At 42.5% G+C, this 15,872-nt stretch carries 15 protein-coding genes; 9 read left to right on the top strand and 6 right to left on the bottom strand.

Translation table 11 applies throughout. The annotated features are described in order from the left end of the window. Positions 1-25 precede the first annotated feature (25 nt). Genes SCB77_RS06270 through SCB77_RS06260 form a run of 3 tightly spaced genes read left to right on the top strand, consistent with a single transcriptional unit; the run spans position 26 to position 2,536 of the window. Positions 26-973: a CdaR family protein gene (locus tag SCB77_RS06270; protein WP_320185575.1), complete on the top strand. Its 948-nt coding sequence runs from the start codon at positions 26-28 to the stop codon at positions 971-973. A 10-nt stretch (positions 974-983) separates the two neighbouring features. Further along, on the top strand, positions 984-1,586 hold the full coding sequence (coaE, locus tag SCB77_RS06265) for a dephospho-CoA kinase (protein ID WP_320185574.1): 603 nt from the start codon (positions 984-986) through the stop codon (positions 1,584-1,586). Next, complete coding sequence (locus SCB77_RS06260; RefSeq protein WP_320185573.1) at positions 1,583-2,536, top strand: exonuclease; 954 nt, start codon at positions 1,583-1,585, stop codon at positions 2,534-2,536. Before coaE ends, SCB77_RS06260 begins: the two co-directional genes overlap by 4 nt. A gap of 323 nt (positions 2,537-2,859) precedes the next feature. Here SCB77_RS06260 and purH read toward each other — a convergent pair whose 3' ends face one another. Continuing rightward, positions 2,860-4,386, bottom strand: a complete 1,527-nt coding sequence (gene purH, locus SCB77_RS06255; RefSeq protein WP_320185572.1) for a bifunctional phosphoribosylaminoimidazolecarboxamide formyltransferase/IMP cyclohydrolase — start codon at positions 4,384-4,386, stop codon at positions 2,860-2,862. 142 nt (positions 4,387-4,528) lie between these two features. Here purH and SCB77_RS06250 point away from each other — a divergent pair, with 142 nt between their 5' ends. Further along, on the top strand, positions 4,529-5,698 hold the full coding sequence (locus tag SCB77_RS06250) for an esterase (RefSeq protein ID WP_320185571.1): 1,170 nt from the start codon (positions 4,529-4,531) through the stop codon (positions 5,696-5,698). A gap of 36 nt (positions 5,699-5,734) precedes the next feature. On the opposite strand, the gene purN is transcribed toward SCB77_RS06250, so the two are convergent. Further along, positions 5,735-6,310, bottom strand: coding sequence for a phosphoribosylglycinamide formyltransferase (purN, locus tag SCB77_RS06245; protein WP_320185570.1), 576 nt, complete (start codon positions 6,308-6,310; stop codon positions 5,735-5,737). A gap of 117 nt (positions 6,311-6,427) precedes the next feature. Here purN and SCB77_RS06240 point away from each other — a divergent pair, with 117 nt between their 5' ends. Both SCB77_RS06240 and SCB77_RS06235 read left to right on the top strand, forming a co-directional pair. Further along, positions 6,428-6,919, top strand: coding sequence for a redoxin (locus SCB77_RS06240; RefSeq protein ID WP_320185569.1), 492 nt, complete (start codon positions 6,428-6,430; stop codon positions 6,917-6,919). Between the two features lie 149 nt (positions 6,920-7,068). Then, positions 7,069-7,914, top strand: coding sequence for a hypothetical protein (locus tag SCB77_RS06235; protein WP_320185568.1), 846 nt, complete (start codon positions 7,069-7,071; stop codon positions 7,912-7,914). A gap of 94 nt (positions 7,915-8,008) precedes the next feature. On the opposite strand, the gene SCB77_RS06230 is transcribed toward SCB77_RS06235, so the two are convergent. From SCB77_RS06230 to SCB77_RS06215, 4 genes are read right to left on the bottom strand one after another with little or no spacing between them, the layout of a single operon-like run. Next, positions 8,009-9,448, bottom strand: coding sequence for a serine hydrolase domain-containing protein (locus SCB77_RS06230; protein ID WP_320185567.1), 1,440 nt, complete (start codon positions 9,446-9,448; stop codon positions 8,009-8,011). A 26-nt stretch (positions 9,449-9,474) separates the two neighbouring features. After that, positions 9,475-10,224 (bottom strand): LytR/AlgR family response regulator transcription factor, encoded by a 750-nt coding sequence (locus SCB77_RS06225; RefSeq protein WP_320185566.1) that lies wholly within the window; start codon positions 10,222-10,224, stop codon positions 9,475-9,477. Beyond that, positions 10,217-11,254, bottom strand: coding sequence for a sensor histidine kinase (locus SCB77_RS06220; protein ID WP_320185565.1), 1,038 nt, complete (start codon positions 11,252-11,254; stop codon positions 10,217-10,219). Before SCB77_RS06220 ends, SCB77_RS06225 begins: the two co-directional genes overlap by 8 nt. An 11-nt stretch (positions 11,255-11,265) precedes the next feature. Further along, on the bottom strand, positions 11,266-12,153 hold the full coding sequence (locus tag SCB77_RS06215) for a LiaF transmembrane domain-containing protein (RefSeq protein ID WP_320185564.1): 888 nt from the start codon (positions 12,151-12,153) through the stop codon (positions 11,266-11,268). A gap of 274 nt (positions 12,154-12,427) precedes the next feature. Here SCB77_RS06215 and SCB77_RS06210 point away from each other — a divergent pair, with 274 nt between their 5' ends. The 3 genes from SCB77_RS06210 to SCB77_RS06200 all read left to right on the top strand — a co-directional run bounded on the left by SCB77_RS06210 (position 12,428) and on the right by SCB77_RS06200 (position 15,863). Then, positions 12,428-12,763 (top strand): DUF3276 family protein, encoded by a 336-nt coding sequence (locus tag SCB77_RS06210; protein ID WP_320185563.1) that lies wholly within the window; start codon positions 12,428-12,430, stop codon positions 12,761-12,763. Between the two features lie 123 nt (positions 12,764-12,886). Beyond that, positions 12,887-15,007 (top strand): S9 family peptidase, encoded by a 2,121-nt coding sequence (locus SCB77_RS06205; protein ID WP_320185562.1) that lies wholly within the window; start codon positions 12,887-12,889, stop codon positions 15,005-15,007. A 64-nt stretch (positions 15,008-15,071) separates the two neighbouring features. Further along, a complete protein-coding gene (locus SCB77_RS06200; protein WP_320185561.1) occupies positions 15,072-15,863 on the top strand; it encodes a hypothetical protein in 792 nt (263 codons plus the stop codon). The last annotated feature ends 9 nt before the right edge of the window (positions 15,864-15,872 follow it).

The following is a 15,872-nucleotide window of genomic DNA, read 5'->3' as shown; positions in this document are numbered from 1 at the left end:
ATGATGTTTTATTACCTTTGTCTATATGGCTCAACCACGGATCAGCAAAGTAAAGCGTAGAAAGATTGCAATTTTTTTGCGTTGTATGGGGATTTCCTTTGTCGCGTGGTTGCTGTTTGCGGTGTCTACCGTGCAAAACTATACCATCAATGCTGGTATTTCCTATGTTAATATTCCTGAGAAGAAAGCCTTTCACCCTTTGCAGTCTGATACGGTAAGCATTCGGATGAAGATCAGCGGATGGAAGATCTTTATGAAGCGTCTACATCCAGATACCCCACATATCCAAGTTGATCTAAGTGGTTTGAAAACGAGAAATTTTATAGTGTTTACCAATCAGCTAGGCTATATTAATAGGCAGTTTCCGGTCGACAATCAAGTGGTGGCGGTCAGTCCCGACACCTTGTTCTTCGATTTTTCCAAGCAAACGCAACGTAAGGTTCCTGTTCGACCGGTATACAATATGCAGTTTAAGAAGCAGTATGGTATTATTGGCGATACCCGAGCAAACCCTGAATATGTTACCGTAACAGGCCCCTTGGAAGATGTGGCTAATATCGATTTCTTGGAAACCGATACCATCAAAGGTACTAATGTAGGGGCAGATATTCGTACCGTGGCCTACCTCAATAAGCATCAGAAAAACAATATCACAATATACCCCACCTTTTCCGAAATAAGTATTCCCGTTGGGGAGATTACAGAGAAAGTGGTAGAAGTTCCCTTAAAGGTGGAGAACGCCTCGCGTTATACTTCGGTAAGAACCTTGCCCAGTAAGGTGAAGGTGGTTTTTTTGGTGTCGCTGAAAGATTATAATAAATGGTCGTCGCGTGACTTTGAAGCTATCGTTGATATGGAAAATTGGGAGAAGAACAAAGTACAAAGTCTTCCCGTGATTTTGACCAAGACACCTGATTACAGCCAGGTGATTAGTGTGGAGCCACAGAACGTGGATTTTTTTGTGAGGAGATGATATAGGAGATATGGGACTTAAAATAGGTATCACCGGCGGAATCGGTTCAGGGAAAAGTTACGTTGCGAAAATATTCCAAGCTTTGGGCGTTCCATTTTACAATGCCGATAAGGAGGCCAAAGATTTGATGAATAGCAGCGCTGAATTGAAAGCAGCGCTGGAGAAAGCGTTTGGTGCCCATGTGTATGCTGCCGATGGTAAGCTAGATCGCGCCTATTTATCGTCCGTAGTTTTTAAAGACAAAACCAAGCTAGCGCAATTGAACGCTATCGTACATCCTGCCGTTATCCAGCATGGGCTGGACTGGGCCAACCTGCAGACATTCGCCTATTCTCTGAAGGAGGCAGCGCTGCTCTTTGAAAGTGGATCCTACAAAACATTGGATTTTACGATATTGGTCACCGCACCAACAGCTATTCGTGTAAAACGGGTGATGGAGCGTGATGCGGTGACAGCACAACAGGTGCTCGAGCGAATAGATAAGCAAATGTCTGACGATGAAAAGCGTAAGCTTGCCGACTTTGAGATTGTCAATGACGGAAGCCAGCCCTTGTTGCCCCAAGTTTTACAATTACACGATTATTTTTTGAAAGCGTCCTCGGACAGCCTATGATTCTAGAAGACTTTTTGGTAAAAACCGACGAAGGTTACTATTGCCGTTACGGTAAATTTTTTATTGATGCCGCTACGCCAGTAGCATGCAACTTAATATCACATGCACATGGCGACCATGCCACCAATGGCCATCAAGACATGTATGCCACGGCTGCGACATTTGCTTTTATGCGTAACAAGTTTGGTAAAATGCACGAAGAAAGTATGAAGACGGTTTCTTTCAGCCAGCCGTTCATGCTTCATGATGTAGAGATTACATTTTTCGCCGCAGGACATATGTTGGGATCTGCACAGATATTGATGGTTTACAAGAGTGTACGCTACCTCTATACAGGCGACTATAAACTACAGGCAGATGTAACATGTGAACCGTTGCAGCTTGTACAGGCGGACGTATTGATCACCGAGTCTACCTTTGCTAATCCGGCGGTGCAGCATCCTGATGACAAACTGGAGATTTTGAAGCTCAAGGATAAAGCGAGCAATATTATGCTTGGTTGTTACACCTTAGGCAAAGCGCAACGCTTGACTGCACTGATTAACGAATATCTCCCGGAGCGCGAAGTGCTGGTGCACCATAAGATGTATCCGGTGCATCGTCTCTACGACGAATTGGGGCCAACGCGCTTAAAGTATGCACTCTACAACCGCAAAGCGATGAAGGAAGGACCTGCCAATAAAGTATATCTGGTGCCACCTTTAACCTTCAACAGTTATTTCAAAGCAAAGAATGTGCTGAAGGCATTTGCTTCTGGATGGGAGCGTTTGCAACGTCAAAACGATATTGAGCTTTATATCTCAGATCATGTCGACTGGAATGACCTGCTTTATTTTATTGCTGAGGTAGCACCGAAGGAGGTCTGGACAATTCACGGCGACGGGCGAATGTTGCGTCAACACTTTTCGGGGAAACTTCTGGTGCGAGATATTTTGAAACAGACCAGCTAGGCCTCGGCACCGTTATTGTGTTGTTTAGAAAACGTTGTGCTAGTCACGCATCACAATACTTTACTAGAAATTACAGATATGAATAAGTTTTTTAAAGTTCTGTTGGCTGGCTGGGGAGCCCGGAAATTAGGTTTCGGATGTTTGGGGTCGATTGTTGCCTTTATCATCATATACTGGCTACTCGGACTTTTGTAGGCAAGACAGCTTGTATTTTAGCGGGGCTTCGTCATGAGATTAACTCTCCTGCTCGCAGAATAGTTAATACAAAAAATGAGCCGGTATACTATCGTACACCGGCTCATTTTTTATGTCTAAGCAGATACTTAGTGTTTGAAATGTCTAACACCAGTGATCACCATAGCCACACCTTTTTCGTTGGCCATATCGGTCGATAGTTGATCTTTGATGGATCCGCCGGGCTGTAGGACAGCTGCTACACCTGCGTTTCCAGCGATTTCAACACAATCAGGGAAAGGGAAGAAAGCATCGGATGCCATCACACTTCCTTTTACATCAAAACCGAAAGATTGCGCTTTCTCAATAGCCTGTTTCAATGCGTCTACGCGCGATGTTTGTCCAACTCCGGAAGCGATCAACGTATTGTCCTTTGCGAAAACAATAGTATTCGATTTGGTATGCTTTACAATCTTATTAGCAAAATATAGATCGTTCAGTTGTTCTGTTGTCGGTTGTACCGTGGTAACCGTTGTCATGGCTTCAGGACCTTCAACAGTATTGTCCTTATCTTGTAAGATGACCCCGTTTAATAAGGTTTTGAACTGCGCTGTAGGTAGTTCAATAGGGTTACGCTTTAAGATGATACGATTTTTCTTCGCCGTTAGTACGGTAAGTGCTTCTTTTGTGTAGGATGGAGCAATCAATACTTCGAAAAATAAACTGTTGATTTCCTCAGCCGTTTCTTTATCCACTTCACCATTGGTGATCAATACACCGCCAAAGGCTGATACTGGATCGCAGGCTAGCGCATCGATCCATGCTTGCTTAACGCTTGAGCGTGAAGCAACACCACAAGCATTGGTATGCTTTAAGATCGCGAATGTAGGGTCCGTAAATTCATCGATAATCGCAACAGCAGCATCCACGTCAACCAAATTGTTATAGGAAAGTTCTTTGCCGTTCAGCTTCTCGAACATAGCGTTTAGATCGCCAAAGAATGTACCTTTTTGGTGCGGGTTTTCGCCGTAACGCAAGGTTTGTGATTCTTGTATAGATTCTTTGAATACAGGAAGTGGTGACTCTTGATTGAAATAATTGAAAATTGCCGTGTCGTAGTGCGAAGAGGTATTGAACGCACGTTTAGCAAACTCTTTACGCTGCTCCAATGTTGTTTGTCCTTCTTGGGCTGCTAACATGTTCTCCAATTCTTTGTAATCATTTTTTGAAGAAATGATAACTACGTCATTGAAATTCTTGGCTGCAGCGCGGATCAAAGAAATTCCTCCAATATCAATCTTTTCGATAATATCTTGTGCAGCAGCGCCGGACGCTACGGTTTCTTCAAATGGATATAAATCGACAATTACTAAGTCGATTTCCGGAATTTCGTATTGCGCTAATTGTTGCTGGTCACTTTCTAGAGGACGACGCGCCAAGATACCTCCGAATACTTTAGGGTGCAATGTCTTTACTCGCCCACCCAAGATAGAAGGGTAACTTGTTAGATCTTCTACGGGAACGACGTCAACGCCTTGCTCACGGATAAAAGCTTCCGTACCGCCTGTAGAGTAGAAAGTAACTCCGTAATTGTTTAGTAGTTGAATGAGTGGCGCTAGGTTGTCTTTGTAATATACTGACACCAAAGCATTTTTAATCTTAACAGGATGATTCATTGTGTTATGTTTGGAGCCGCAAAGATACAAATATTACAGGAATAAAATTTCACTTTTTCTATTTTTAATGTCAACCCTTTCCTGCTATCTTTTTGTATCTTTAATAGCTACCAATAAAGCATGTAAGATGGTGAAAAACATAATGATAATAGGCCTATGTTTAGGCTGTATTGGCTTGCAGCGAACAATAGCGCAAGAAAATATTCGACCTGCCGAGAAGAAACGCGTGGTTTCGCCCGAGGTTCATGCCGATAATAAGGTAACCTTTCGCATTTTTGCGCCGCAAGCGCAGAAATTGTCCATTGTTGGTAATTGGATGGATCGCAATGCCTTCGGGGGAAATGGAAAGCAGGCCATGCAAAAGGATGGTAGCTATTGGTCTTATACCACGGAGGCTTTGCCCTCGGATTTGTTTCTCTATCAAATAGATATCGATGGTGCGGTACTGAATGACCCGTTGAATGTTTACCAAGTGAGGGACGTCAGCAATACCTTTAACTATTTTCTGACGGGAGGGGAGCAGGCTGCATTATATAAGGTACAGGATGTTCCTCACGGAACCATAGCCAAGCGTTGGTACGAATCGCCTACCTTGGGCAGCACCCGACGCTTGTCGGTGTATACGCCGCCGGGCTATGAAGCTGGAAAAACAAAATATCCCGTGCTTTACTTATTGCATGGCATGGGCGGTGATGAAGAAGCCTGGCCGTCGTTAGGAAGGGCAGCGCAGATATTGGATAATATGATTGCCTCCGGAAAAATAAAACCTATGCTTGTCGTGATGCCTAATGGGCACGTGTCAAATACTGCTGCGCCCGGCGAATCGTCCAGAGGACAATACCCGATAGACTTCTTCACGCCGGATGTAGGTTCCGGCAAAATGGAAGAGTCGTTCGCGGATATCATCGGATTTATAGAACATAACTATCGTGTGAAAAAGCAGAAAAGTGCCCGCGCGATAGCAGGTCTATCCATGGGGGGCTCACATACCTTGTTTATCTCCTCTTACTTACCGAACACATTTGACTATATCGGCCTTTTTTCTGCCGCATTCCGAATGAACGAAAAGGCCGAGAATGCCGTTTTCCGTGACTTTGATAAAAATCTGAAACGACAAAAGGATAATGGATATCGGCTCTATTGGATAGGAATGGGGAAGGAAGATTTTCTGTACAAAACTGGGGAACAGTATCGTAAGATGTTGGACGATATACAAATGAAGTATACGTATCGGGAAAGTGAGGGAGGACATACTTGGACTAATTGGCGTTTATATCTGACGGAATTTCTGCCACAACTTTTTCAAGACTAATAACAAAAACGGGACATCTGAAGTGTCCCGTTTTTTCTAGTTATATTTTTTCAATAAGTTCTCGATCACTTTCGGGAAATATTGATGCTCCAATTGCTGCCCTTTGAATTTGATAGTTTCCAATGTGTCATCCGGTTCGACTTTAAATTTAGCCTGCTGAATGATTTCGCCTTCGTCAAAATGCTCGTTTACGAAATGTATGGTGATGCCGTGCTCTTCCTCTCCGGCTTCCAAAATTGCTTTGTGTACTCGGTCTCCGTACATGCCTTTACCCCCAAATTTCGGCAACAACGCAGGGTGGATGTTGATAATCTTGTTAGGAAACGCTTTCAACAGGTTTTCCGGCACCAACCACAGAAAGCCGGCTAATACGACGAGGTCTATTTCCAAACGTTTCAAAATATCGATCAGCTCGTCAGACTCGTAGAAGGTTTTGCGGTCGAATACATGAGAAGGGATTTCGAAATTGTCGGCGCGTTGCAACACATAAGCTTCGGCGTTGTTACTTAAAACCAATGCCACTTCTGCTAAGTTGGAATACTTGAAGTGTTCCATTATTTTCTGTGCATTTGAACCCGAGCCTGAGGCAAAGATAGCGATGCGTTTTTTCACAATGTTGAATCTTTTGTCTTTTAAATATTGATTTGTAACCAAATATATGGTATTTTTCGGATATCTCCGTGCTTTTGCGGCTTTGTGACTTTTAAATATGTTTTCAAAAAGTAAATAATGACAAAAATAGGATGTATCGCATTTTTCATCGCATTGTTCAACTTCTGTGCCGCACAGCAAGCGCCCGCAACCGTGCCCTCATTTTCTTCTATCCGCAATGTCTATGATAGCAACCTAATGCTGCAAAATGCGTTGCCCAGCAGTGGAAAGATCGTCTTTATATTCTATGATCCCGGTTGTGGTCATTGCCAAGAGCTGGGGGCTGGAATCAGTAAAAATATCGATAAGCTAAAAGAGGTTTCTTTTTTCTTTATCAGCATGAATGATAAGGAATATGTAGACGGATATATCAATATGTTTGCAAAGGGACTAAAAGGTAAGAAGAACGTCTCTTTCTGGAAGGATCAGGGCGTCGAGTTTATTGAAAAGATGATGCCGGAAAACTATCCTGCAAGCTACATCTACGATGCGCGCACAAAAAAAATTATCAAATCATTTCAGGGCGAAAGTGATGTAACCAAGATTCTAGCATCTATAACAAGTCGATAAGCTTACTACACCTTGCAAAGCCGTATGCGTTGGTGGTCGTAAATTAACCTGTCAAGCGACTTCGCTTTACGATTTTATAATCCATATTGTTGTGTTTTTTTTCTTTAAAAGGAGAATAAAATATATCTTTGGCAACAATTAACAATTCTATGAGAAAATATTTATTAGTTGGCTTGGTGACGAGCTGCTTGTTTCTGTCCTGCGAGAAAGATCCAGCGCCGATAGAACCAGAGAAAGAGGAAACGCCGGTAGAGAGAAATGTCTTGGAGGACGTTATTATGGTAGTAGACAAAAGTAAGGTGAATATCTTCGAAGATGTTTATCTCAATATGTATGTCGGCGAAGATAGAAATCCGGCAAGCCCATTTCTACTGGCGGGGAACACTGAACTCTTCGATTCTGCAGTGTGGTCCATACCCGAGGTTTTGTATGCCAAATCATTACCCTCCTCCGTCACCGGCGGGATGGGACAATCCTTTACTAAACCTGGAACGTATACGTTTTCCTTGTCTTTTTATAAAGATGCCAAAGTTATTCAAAGTCGACAACTTGATATACTCGTTGTGGATGAGCGAGATTTTTTAAATATAATTTGGAGAGATGGTAACAAGAACCAAGGCGGATATTTCCAGCGTTCTGCTAAGGACTATTCTCTTTCGACAAAGTACTACAATGAGGTAAAACCTTATGTAACGCTGGAGATTGCTTTTTCGCCAGAAGGAAAGGCAACTGCAGATTTTTTGGAACGTATTCAGCAGGGTGATACTGAACTCGCTTCGTTGTTAACATCATTGTACGGTGCGGCTAAGGTAAGCCGTATTGATCAACCCGATGCTGAAGATGTTGAAGCCCTGTATGAAGAATTATTTCACAATAAATTGGACAATGCAACGCCAAAAGCAATTTGGCAAACGACAACCAGCAATATTGTCATTGTTGAGCGGGAGCAAGGCGATGGTCTGAAATATTACAGTGCTGTTGCTGAACAGCTTTAAGATGCTGTTCTATGGTTAAAGATTTCGCCGACTCTGTGGGTACAGAGTCGGCGAAATTTTTAATGTAAAGCTACCGTATATTCTGGCAAGTTTATTATTCCGGTTGCTGCAACAGCTTCTCCATAATAGCTGTACTAATTTTTCCTACACTTTCCGCCGCATTGGAAAGCACCACCACCGATGTTTTGGTATCTGGAGATAGTCCTATAAAGGAGCTGCTGCCACCAGTTCCTCCGGTATGGTGGAAATAGATTAATCCGTCCAGCATACTCATGTGCCAAGCAAGCCCGATGTCCATATTTTCGGGAGTAAAAAAGGTGAATTGACGCGTAAGTGCCATGGCATATTGCCGTTCATCTTGTGGCATCTTAAACTGCTCGGTGGCAAACAAGGTGAGATCCTTCACCGTCGATTTCAGACCGCCGGCAGCGACCAAAGCCTTCCAATTCCATGTAGGCGTGCTGTTGCCTTCTTCATCGTATACTTTCAGTACTACCTGTTGTTTTTTAGCGTCGGGTTTATCCGTGGTGTTAACCATTTGCAACGGCGTAAGAAGCGTCTCTTGCAAATATTGCATGTAAGGCTTCTTCGTGATAATACTAATTAACTCGCCCAATAGGCCAAATCCAACGTTGCTGTATTCGTAGCTTTCTCCAGGTTCGCGTGTGGGCTTAAAGGATTTTAGGTATGCAAATAGTGCATTACGGTCGTATGCCGCATAAGGATCCTGCTCTTGGAACCCAGCGACTTTATTCCAATTTCCAGCCATGCGCGGAAGGCCGGAAGTATGATTAGCCAATTCCTTAAAGGTCATTCCTTGGATTGCCGGATTCGATGATACAGAGTCGGGAAGGAATTTTGCAATGGAATCATCCAAGTGCACGACGTTCTTTGTTACCAAATCTGCCAAAAGTACTGCTGTAAAGACTTTTGTCAACGATCCTATTTCATAGAGCGTCGTTTCGGTAGGAAGGGTCTGACTTCCGGGTTCTGTCTCCCCATAGAAAAAAGTTTTGTAATTGTTTTGGTGAAATATCCCAATGGCTAGCGATTGGGTACTTCCTTTTTTGACGTAGCTGTTGGCCAAAGAATCTATATAGAAGTCCAAAGGGGACACCTTTTCAACTTGGCTAATTACGGCAGTTCTCTCTTCCTTTTTGGGTGCAGGAGTTTCTGCGGCGCCGAAGGCCAATAGATCGTAGTGCAACGTGCTGTCTATCGCTAATTTTGCCTGCAAGGCATGTTTGTCGAATTGTAGCAGGTAGGTTGCGGTATTTTGCTTGAAATCCAACACCTGAACTTGCCGAATCTGGCCAAGTTGATACAAGTTGTTTAAGACAAAGGCCAGCTGTTCTGCAGGGATTTGCTCTTTGAAGTTTGCGGAAGCTAGGTTATAAATAGAGTCTGTCATTTTGGTGTTGATGAAAAACTCTATTTTATTGAATACGGCTTTATTGGCCAACTCTGATTTGCTTTGTCCCATGCCGAGCGTAGCGAACAATAGGGATAGCATCAATAGTAAATTGCGACTCATAGTCGCAAAATTACAGAAACAAATAGTTATAAGCCAATTATTTGTTTTAATCGAGCATAGCCGGATTTACTGATGTTTATTTTCTCCCCTGTCAACAGTGTGGCGATGTAGCTTTCCTTTTCCATGGGCTCGATTTTCGCCAGTTGGTCAACCTTTGCAATAAAGGAGCGGTGTACGCGGACGAACTGTTTGGGATCAAGCTGCTTCTCAAAGGAACTCATGGTTTTGTTTTTCAAGAAAACCCCATCTTTGGTGTGGATCTTTACATAATCATCATAGGCTTCCAAGAAGGTGACCTGTTGTACGGGAATAATCTTGATTTGGGTACCATTTTTGACAACAATACGTTCCAAAGACTCCTCCTCAGTTATCGCAGCGACCTTTGCGGAAGTTTGCTCTGACAATGCTGGAGCGCTACTGCTTACATGGCTATTGCGGAATTTAGCAAGCCCCTGTTCAAAACGATCTTTACTGATCGGCTTAAGTAGGTAATCAATGGCATTTTTCTCAAAAGCCTTAATAGCAAACTCGTCAAACGCTGTCGTAAAGATCACATTGGGCATTTCATCCACGATCTCCAGCATCTCAAAGCCCGTTAATTTTGGCATCTGTATGTCCAAAAAAACGAGGTCAGGTTGGTGCTGTTGAATAGCCTTGGCTCCTTCAAAGCCATCGCCACATTCCGCTACGATTTGTATATCTGCGTGTTGTTTGAGGTACTCCATGATAATCATGCGTGCCAAAGGCTCATCGTCGATAACAATTGTCTTAATCATATTGCGGGATCTTTAAGGTGGATGTAAATATATTGTCTTTTATTGAAGTCTCCAAGAGGTCAGTACGGCTATAGAGTAAAAATAGGCGACGCTTAATGCTGGAAAGGCCAAAACCTGTTCCCTTTTTCGTTTCGAACTGGTCGGAATCGAAAGGGTTGGTAATAGTAATATGCAGCATATAGTTAACCATGCGGATGTCCACGGTGATCTCGACATTGCCGATCACATTATAAAGGCCAAACTTAATGGCATTTTCGAGCAAGGGCTGTATAATCATGGAAGGCACTTTGGCGCGGCTAGATTCTTCCTGCTGCTCGAATGTCGTGCTCAAACGATGTCCGAAACGTACCTTTTCGATATCGAGATATAGCCGTAGATGGGCTATTTCATCGGCAAGGGGAATGAGCTGTTTGTCATCTTTTCGCATCGTACCACGTAAAAAATCGGATAGCTGGAATGTCATATTACGTGCCTCATCTGGTTTTATCCCGATAAGGGCAATAATAGAATTTAAACTATTGAAGAGAAAATGGGGTTGGAGCTGCTGTCTCAGGTTATACAGTTCCGCATCGCGTAATATACGCTCCGATTCTTCTTTTCTTCGCTTATTTTCTTGGTATTCTTCTTGGATATTCCAAAAAATGTTGATGATGATCACACAGAGAAGTAAGAGAAAGTTGATGATAAATCGGTAAGGAAGTACCTCGTAGAAATGTGTCAACGAGAAATCGTCGAAGAATTGGTTCAATAAAAAGATGGACAGCCCTACGCTCATCACCGTCAAGGTGATACAGATCAATGTTATCTTGACATATTGATTTTTACGCGGAAGGTAGTATTGCAGGGTGCTGTAGATAAGATAACAACAAATCGTGATGGACAGTGCGCCAATCAAAGGTTCGTAAGGTTTTACCGGCTTGGGCCGGCAGTCCCACCACAGCAGAAAATAGGAAAGGAAGAAGTATAAAACGCAAATGGTCCACGTCGTCACGTGGATCAAGCGGTTTTTGGATGTCAATTTGAATATCATTTACGCCTCGCTTAGCTATTTTTTATCGTGATATTTCCAAAAATAGAAGTGCCGGTGATGTAGAGGCATTTGCTTTGATCGATGATATTTGTGAGGATCACACGACGATCATCGTTTTCACTCAAGATGGAGGAAACCGTCGTGGCTACAACCCAATGTGGAGGCACAATAATTTTTGTGCTTCCAAACAACTGAAATACGTCTAGCGCAATGGGTTGTTGCATATCAGCCTGCAGTAAGTTGATTTCTGTGCTGCCAAAAACATTTGTCATCGTTCCTCCCAAGAAATTCTTTGAGAAGATGATCTTCTTGGCATTGCCAAAGACAGAGTCCACCTTTATATAATTCTCGCCTTCATAAGAGTAACCTTTGTTTTGGCGTTGCTCGGGAGCGGGTTGTTGCGTGAAATTCGTTTCCGTACGATCAAAAGGTGATTGAAAAGAATCTTCGGCATCGCCTTCAGACTTTACGCGTGCATCCCAATCAAACTCATCCTTCTCCGGTGTAGGGTTGTTTATTGGCGGAACTGGCGGCGGCGTATGGTTGCGGTTGCGCATAATCAAGTAAATGCCTAAAATAATCGCACCCAATGGAATAATTACACGTCCAAAAGATAGATCCATCAAGTCTTTCAATAGAAACAGACTACCTATACATATTAAAATGATAGAAGATTTTTTCTTGAATTGAGAATTAACCCCGATCACAAGACCTATGATAATCAAGATCATCTCCCACCCAAATATCCAACGAGGAAACCAAATACCTAGATTTAGGTTTTTTAACAACAAAGCCAAGCCCAAGAAAACGATGACCGCACCGACAATGTTCGCGCTTTTGTTATTTCTAGGCGGTATGGGTGGTGGCGTTGTTGTTTTATATTCTCTTTCTCTTTCCATTACAATGTGTTTTTATTTGTTTGATTCAAAAGTAGCGCAATACATTAAAATCAGTAAGCCAAAATAGGTAATACATCGCACTTTTTCGGTAAATGCCGCTATTTTTTCGGTGAAAATTCCACCGCTACCACTGCTTTGCTGAAATGGCCTGAAATACAGTCGGTAAAATGGATTATGAAAAAAAAATATTTTTTATAAAAAGTTGGGCTATTGAATTAAATAATTATATATTTATAACTGAAAAAGGATTTAAACTTAAATACTTACAATACTAATGGGAGATTTTGAAAACAAAGAGCGCGAAGAAGTATTTTCAAAAAAGGTGAGAGCTGGAAAACGTACTTATTTTTTTGATGTAAAAGCAACTCGTTCGAACGATTATTACGTGACCATCACGGAGAGCAAAAAACGTTTTGAAGATGGTCAATTTATCAAGCACAAGATTTTCTTGTACAAAGAAGATTTTGAGAAGTTTGCTGAAGGGTTGACGGAGGTTGTTGATTACATCAAAGCCAATCAAGATGTCGTTGAAAAGCGATACGAGCCCAATCAAGAAGATTCAGCATATGAAAGCAATGAGTACGCGAGAAAAGACGATTTCACTTTCTAGGGTATTCTAATTAATAGATATCAAAGCCACTACGAAGTGGCTTTTTTTATTAAACATGTTACAGTGTTTCCCCAACCAATCATCTAATTATTATTAATTTCGTGGCTTTATCAATTAGCTGTTATGAATAGAATTATAGCAAGTTCGTTGCTCAGCGTATTGTTCGTTGCGCAACTATCGGCACAAAAAAAAGAACTCTCTTTTGCACAGGCTTGGGGACAGGAGGCGTCCGTGACCAAGACTATCAGTCAATACGTCGGGTGGGCTGACAATACGCATTTTATAGAACGAAGTGCGGCAGATGGAAAGCTCTATACGCTGGATGTGAAAACCAATGCACGAAAACCCTATACGCCGGAAGCAAAGTCTGATGTAACCGTTTTTGTAAAAGATAAAGACGTTTTTATCCGCTACGGCGAGCAAGCGCCCAAGCAATTAACACAGTCGCCGGATAGTGAAGAAAAAAATCCAACACTTTCTCCTGATGGGAAGTTTGTAGCCTTCACGCGCAAAAATGATCTCTACAGCGTCGATGTGGAATCGGGGAAAGAAACGCGATACACCAATGATGGTACCGACGTAATCTATAATGGATGGTCTTCTTGGGTTTACTATGAGGAGATCTTGGGACGTTCGACTAATTATAAAGCCTTTTGGTGGTCGCCTGACAGTAAGAAGATTGCCTTCATGCGCTTTGATGATACCAAGGTGCCTATGTTTCCGATCTATGTATCTACCGGTCAGCACGGCTATCTAGAGGAAACACGGTATCCCAAAGCTGGTGATCCTAATCCTACCGTAAAGATCGGTTTTGTTGCAGTTGACGGATCGCCCATCGTTTGGGCAGATTTCAACGAAGAGGACGATCAATATTTTGGGCAGCCCTACTGGAGTTTTGATAGTCAGTCTATCATGGTACAGTGGATGAATAGGGACCAAAATAATTTGAAATTTTATGCAGTGAACCCCACCGATGGCCGTAAGCAGGAAACGTATGACGAGCATCAGGACAGCTGGATCAATTTGGATCACGATGAACGCATTACGTACCTGGCTGACAACAAGCATTATATCCTGAAGTCGGATCGTAGCGGTTGGGCACACTATTATTTATACAGCTTGGATGGCAAGATGTTAAATGCATTAACGCAAGGGGATTGGCAGGTAAGCTCCTTAGAGCTTGTTGATGAGAAAAACAAAAAAGTGTATTTCACTGCTCGTAAAGAACACTCGGCAACGGTAGATCTATACCGCGTGGATTATTCAGGGAAAAACTTGAAACGGCTCACCTTTGGCGAATATTCGCACCAAGTAAAGGTGGCTCCAGATGGTAAACACTTTATCACTACCTATTCCAATGTTTATACACCCCCTAAAGTAGCGTTGCTTGACAACAATGGAAAGCTGCTACGTGAATTGGCCGATAGTAAAGCTGCTGAGTTTGATACCTACAACCTTGGTAAAACGGAGTACTTTACGATTCCATCCGAAGATGGGCAATTTCAACTACCGGTGATCGTCACTTATCCTGTAAATTTCGACGAAACTAAGGTTTACCCTGTCGTGATGAGCATTTATGGCGGACCAGATGCCGGAAGTGTACGTAATACTTGGAAAGGTACAGGTAATCAATACTGGGCACAGGCGGGCATTATTCAGATTACATGCGATCACCGTGCTTCAGGCCACTTTGGTAAGCAGGGCGTCGCACTGATGCACCGCCAATTGGGCAAATGGGAGATAATCGACTATAGCACTATTGCCAAATGGTTGAAGGCAAAACCTTGGGTAGCGGATGATAAATTGTTGATAACCGGACATAGTTATGGCGGTTATATGACCTGTTTGGCTTTAACAAAAGGAGCCGATTATTTCGATTACGGTATTGCGGGGGCGCCAGTAACGAGCTGGGATCTATACGATACGCATTATACCGAGCGTTGGATGGATACGCCGCAAGATAACCCGGAAGGATATAAGGATGGGTCTGTATTGACCTATGTCAATCAATATAAGGGACGTTTGCGCATCATGCACGGCGATCTAGACGATAATGTACATCTGCAAAACACGACGCAATTGGTGGATGCATTGACTGATCGCAATGTTCCTTTTGAATTGATGATCTATCCGGGGAGCAGACACGGCTTCGCGCGGTCTAAATCGTCGTATGATTTTAAGGAACGTGTACGATTTTACTACCAGTACCTTTTGGAAAAGCCGGTACCTGCGGAATTTAAATAGTATCGGCAGATTATTTTGGGTGTCTACCGAAAATAATCTCATATTTGCATAATTATTTATTAGCATGTTACAGTATTTAAAGGAGAGTACGTTTAAAGCAAATGATGTGGTGCTAAGGGCATTGTCGCTATTGAAAAGCCATTATTTTTCTATAGCTGGGCTGTGTTTTCTATTATTTATCACATCGAATTCATCTTCTTATTTGGCGATGACCTTGGCCGACTCCAACTCGTATGTTGTCAAGGCCTTGTTTTGTTTTATTTTCGTGACCTTATTTTTTGGTACACAGCTCGTGCTGATCAAAAGATCCTTACTGTTGGCTAGGGGAATAGAGCATGCTGATTTTAAAGATTATATTCCGTCCACAAAACAGTTTGTTAATTTCCTCTTAGGCTTGATACTGTATTCCTTTTTGGTAGGCGTTGTTTACCTTCTTTCTTCGGTTATCAGCTTCCCATTGCTTTATTTAGATGTAGAAATGGAAACCTTGAGTATGGAAGTCAACCCATTTTTGACGGGCGTCATCATGATGTTTGTGTTGATACGCATCACCTTTTATCCTTATTTTATTGTAGATCGACAGTTTAACCTGATGCGTTCTTTTCGACTAAGTGTGGCATTAACACGCGGCAATACCATGCGCTTGTTGCTGTTGTTTTTGGTCATGGGCACAGCTTATTTTCTGCAGGCCTCCTGTGAATATTTTGGATATTTTATCATCGCTAAAATATTCAATGTCATCAATACGTTTGTCATCATTCCATCAGTTAGCTTGGTGATGGCCGTAGCCTACCATGATATGATGAAAGACTACACCGGAGGGGATGATCCTGAACTGCTGAAGAATATTATTTAATAGCATTAA

Source organism: Sphingobacterium bambusae (assembly GCF_033955345.1).
GTDB classification, from domain to species: domain Bacteria; phylum Bacteroidota; class Bacteroidia; order Sphingobacteriales; family Sphingobacteriaceae; genus Sphingobacterium; species Sphingobacterium bambusae.
The sequence above is the reverse complement of the archived record's forward strand: the minus strand, read 5'-3'. Positions and strand labels throughout refer to the sequence as shown.

Bases quoted from the DNA above. Each gene is read 5' to 3' on its own strand.
- SCB77_RS06270 (WP_320185575.1), top strand. From the start codon at position 26: ATGGCTCAACCACGGATCAGCAAAGTAAAGCGTAGAAAGATTGCAATT.
- coaE (WP_320185574.1), top strand. From the start codon at position 984: ATGGGACTTAAAATAGGTATCACCGGCGGAATCGGTTCAGGGAAAAGT.
- SCB77_RS06260 (WP_320185573.1), top strand. From the start codon at position 1,583: ATGATTCTAGAAGACTTTTTGGTAAAAACCGACGAAGGTTACTATTGC.
- purH (WP_320185572.1), bottom strand. From the start codon at position 4,386: ATGAATCATCCTGTTAAGATTAAAAATGCTTTGGTGTCAGTATATTAC.
- SCB77_RS06250 (WP_320185571.1), top strand. From the start codon at position 4,529: ATGATAATAGGCCTATGTTTAGGCTGTATTGGCTTGCAGCGAACAATA.
- SCB77_RS06240 (WP_320185569.1), top strand. From the start codon at position 6,428: ATGACAAAAATAGGATGTATCGCATTTTTCATCGCATTGTTCAACTTC.
- SCB77_RS06235 (WP_320185568.1), top strand. From the start codon at position 7,069: ATGAGAAAATATTTATTAGTTGGCTTGGTGACGAGCTGCTTGTTTCTG.
- SCB77_RS06230 (WP_320185567.1), bottom strand. From the start codon at position 9,448: ATGAGTCGCAATTTACTATTGATGCTATCCCTATTGTTCGCTACGCTC.
- SCB77_RS06225 (WP_320185566.1), bottom strand. From the start codon at position 10,224: ATGATTAAGACAATTGTTATCGACGATGAGCCTTTGGCACGCATGATT.
- SCB77_RS06220 (WP_320185565.1), bottom strand. From the start codon at position 11,254: ATGATATTCAAATTGACATCCAAAAACCGCTTGATCCACGTGACGACG.
- SCB77_RS06215 (WP_320185564.1), bottom strand. From the start codon at position 12,153: ATGGAAAGAGAAAGAGAATATAAAACAACAACGCCACCACCCATACCG.
- SCB77_RS06210 (WP_320185563.1), top strand. From the start codon at position 12,428: ATGGGAGATTTTGAAAACAAAGAGCGCGAAGAAGTATTTTCAAAAAAG.
- SCB77_RS06205 (WP_320185562.1), top strand. From the start codon at position 12,887: ATGAATAGAATTATAGCAAGTTCGTTGCTCAGCGTATTGTTCGTTGCG.
- SCB77_RS06200 (WP_320185561.1), top strand. From the start codon at position 15,072: ATGTTACAGTATTTAAAGGAGAGTACGTTTAAAGCAAATGATGTGGTG.